Here is a 3,482-nt window from a genome sequence, read left to right on the forward strand (position 1 = left end):
GGCGTGGACGGAGGGGCTGGGGCTGGTGCCGCTGGACGGAGGCGGCTGGGCGCCGCTGCCTCGCGCGTGGCTGGACAAGAACGGGCAGCGCGTGGCGGACCTGCTGGCCGCGCGCCAGGAGGACGGCCGCGTCGCGAACCACGCGCTGCCGGAGCTGACCCAGCTGTGCGAGTCATTGGACCAGCCGCCGCCTCCGGGGTTGGACAAGCTGGCCCCGCTGGTGGAGGGCTTCGAGAAGCTGCCGCCGCCGGTGCTGCCCGCGGAGCTCAACGCCACGCTGCGCGCGTATCAGCAGCAGGGCGTGAGCTGGCTGTCGTTCCTCAAGGGCGCGGGGCTGGGCGGCATCCTCGCGGACGACATGGGTCTGGGAAAGACGCTCCAGACCATCTGCATCCTGGGGCCGAAGTCGCTGGTGGTGTGCCCCACGAGCGTGCTGCCCAACTGGGTGGCGGAGCTCCAGCGCTTCCGGCCGTCGTTGAAGGTCTGCGTGTACCACGGCCCCGGCCGCAAGCTGGACCCCACGGCGGACATCACGCTCACCACGTACGCGCTGTTGCGCCTGGACGCGGCGGTGCTGGGAGCGCCCACGTGGGAGGCGGTGGTGCTGGACGAGGCCCAGGCCATCAAGAACCCGGAGAGCCAGGTGTCGCGCGCGGCGTTCGGGCTCAAGGCGAACCTGCGGCTCGCGCTCAGCGGTACGCCGCTGGAGAACCGCCTGGACGAGTTGTGGAGCCTGATGCACTTCACCAACCCGGGTCTGTTGGGAGGCCGCCGCCAGTTCGAGGAGAAGACGGCGCAGCCCATCGCGGACGGCAAGCCCGGAGCGGCGGAAGGCCTGCGTCGCCGCATCCGCCCGTTCATCCTGCGCCGCCTCAAGAAGGACGTGGCGCCGGAGCTGCCGCCGCGCACCGACTCCGTGATGCACGTGCAGCTGGATGAGCGCGAGCGCTCCGTCTACGACGCGGTGATGGCCGCGACGCGCGCGGAGGTGGTGGCGCTGCTCAACGAGGGTGGCAGCGTGCTCAAGGCGCTGGAGGCGTTGCTGCGGTTGCGGCAGGCGGCCTGCCATTCCGCGCTGGTGCCGGGGCAGCACGCGAAGACGTCCTCCAAGGTGCAGACGCTGGTGGACGCGCTGGAGACGGCGGTGGCGGAAGGCCACAAGGCGCTGGTCTTCTCCCAGTGGACGTCGCTGTTGGACCTCATCGAGCCGGGCCTCAAGGGAGCGGGCATCGGCTTCGAGCGGCTGGACGGAGCGACGGCGAACCGAGGCGAGGTGACATCGCGCTTCCAGGGCCAGGACGGCGCGCCGGTGTTGCTCATGTCGCTGAAGGCCGGAGGCACGGGCCTGAACCTCACGGCGGCGGACCACGTGTTCCTGATGGACCCGTGGTGGAACCCGGCGGTGGAGGCACAGGCCGCGGACCGAGCGCACCGCATCGGGCAGGAGCGGCCGGTGATGGTCTACCGGCTGGTGTCCCAGGGCACGGTGGAGGAGAAGATCCTGGGTCTCCAGGAGAAGAAGCGCGCCCTGTTCGAAGCCGCGCTCAGCGAGGCTTCGGGCGCCGCCGCCATCACCCGCGAGGACCTGCTCCAGCTGTTCGCATGAGCCCTGCCTGGGCCAGCAGCTCGCGCACACGTCGCGCCAGTGCGACGTGCTCGGGGTTGGCCACGGTGAAGCGCTCGGGGGTGAGGATGATCAACGAACCCCTGTCCTCCACCGGCTCGATGCGCACGGGGGCGGGCAGGGGGGGCACGGTGCCCCGGTCACGGGCGAGGTACGTCACCCAGCCAAGCCACGGGTCGTCCTTGCCCTGCCTACCATCCATCGCCCGATACGTCTCGGACATGGCCACCGCCCAATCGGGTTCCCACGCCAGTGCCATGCTGCGCGTCACGTTCGTCAGCATGGAGGCTGTGAGCATTCGCTCCGCGCTCGCCCCTTTCGATGGGATTGACAGGACGCACACGTTGGCGGTGCTGTTCTGCTCGTAGCTCCCGCAGGTCATATTGACGATGACCATCTCCTTGGGAGGACCGTCGTTGTATGCGCTGACCCTCAGCCCCAATTGCTCGAAGGCGGGTCCGCCCGGCTCACGGTTGACACCACGCCGGAACGCTTCTGTCAGGGTGGGTAGGTCGGGAGGCATGAGGGGCGTCTTGCGTCCCTTGCCGCGCGGCTTGGGAATCTTGTTCCAGCTCCCCAGCAGGGGATCGCATGCGGCGAGCATGTTGAAAAAGGCCGCCGCACGCTGGGCACACGCCTCGGGAGACTCTCGTCGCGGACCCCAGTAGGCACCTGCATAGTAGGTCTCTGGATAGGTCCCGGAATCAGCGGGGGTCGTCATGAGGTGTATCTCTCAAGGGTTCAACGGGTGCACCGAGGTGGGGATGACGATGATCTCCGTGACGCTGTTGCTCTCTAGCAACTTCCGAATGGAGTCTGCCGCATGCTTCTCCGCGACGTGCCATTCAATCCGAATGCCCATTCCACGGACGATGGCGACCTGGCGCTGTCCTTGGGTCACGAGTTCGTCGGCCTTGCCCGAAAGGCTGAACCAAGCCTTGGGATCGAGGTTGTCCTCGAAGAACGCAGCGTAGCCGGGGCCCTTGGCGTCCAGGAGCACGTCATCCCTGAACCCATCGAACTTGACGCCCCCGGCCTTCGTACTCGTGCCGCCGACCCAGTACACCTCATCCGCCGTGTGCCCGGTGATCTGCTCCTGGTAGCGCCGGGCACGCGGAGACATCGCCTCCTTTGCGGGCGCCCACTGCCCGGGCCCCTTGGACGGAGCCGCGCCACTGCCAGTCGTGTTCGCGCGCTGGAGGATGATGGCCGCCCCGGGCCCACCGCTCAGCACCGTCGCCGCGCGTCCTGCTGGCACTGAGACCCGTTCCAGCGCCAGCGCGCCTTCCACCGACAGCGAGAGCACCGGCATCGTGGCCTCCACGCCCACCGACATTCCCTTCAGCGTCCGCGTCGTGGCCGAGGCCGCGCCCGCGGTGAAGAGCAGTCCTGTCGTCAGCCGCGACACTTCACGGATCTGCTCGCCACGGGGCATGAACTGGAATCGCTCCCAGTACGCGGGCGATGCCGCGATGAGCGCCGCCACGCCCGCTGGCAGGTGGCGCAGGCCCGCGATGCTGTCCACGGGACGCGTGAGCAACTGTCCCAGCGCGTGGTACAGCTCCACGAATGCATCCTCGGCTCCATCCAGGGTGCGGCTGATGACGTCCGCGTCGTCGTACACCTCGGCCAGGGGCCGCCAATCCGAGGACTGGAGCTGCGCGTCCACGTTCCGGAAGACGCCGCCCTTACCGCTGTAGAAGCGGCCCAGCTCGAAGCCATGGGCTCGGATGTCAAGGACCGGGGCCATGGATCGCATGAGGGTCGGCCAAGCGGATCGCCCTGGTGAGCTGTCAGGGAGCGGCGATTCGAGTTCGCGGCGTTGACGCGGTCGGTTCGGCCAAGCGGATCCGCTACT

The 3,482-nt window shown here is 68.7% G+C and carries 3 protein-coding genes; 1 reads left to right on the top strand and 2 read right to left on the bottom strand.

What is annotated here, in order from left to right:
* A partial coding sequence (locus tag D7Y15_RS42785) for a DEAD/DEAH box helicase (RefSeq protein ID WP_148713033.1) occupies positions 1-1,606 on the top strand: 1,606 nt, incomplete at its 5' end.
* Here D7Y15_RS42785 and D7Y15_RS42790 read toward each other — a convergent pair.
* Both D7Y15_RS42790 and D7Y15_RS46680 read right to left on the bottom strand, forming a co-directional pair.
* Positions 1,572-2,345, bottom strand: a complete 774-nt coding sequence (locus tag D7Y15_RS42790) for an immunity 52 family protein (RefSeq protein ID WP_346728393.1) — start codon at positions 2,343-2,345, stop codon at positions 1,572-1,574. The two genes, D7Y15_RS42785 and D7Y15_RS42790, sit on opposite strands and share 35 nt — an antisense overlap.
* Before the next feature lie 12 nt (positions 2,346-2,357).
* Entirely contained in the window at positions 2,358-3,374 is a 1,017-nt protein-coding gene (locus D7Y15_RS46680) for a Tox-REase-5 domain-containing protein (RefSeq protein WP_233605313.1), read from the bottom strand.
* Between the last annotated feature and the right edge of the window lie 108 nt (positions 3,375-3,482).

Source organism: Corallococcus sp. AB030 (genome assembly GCF_003668965.1).
Taxonomy (GTDB): Bacteria; Myxococcota; Myxococcia; order Myxococcales; family Myxococcaceae; genus Corallococcus; species Corallococcus exiguus.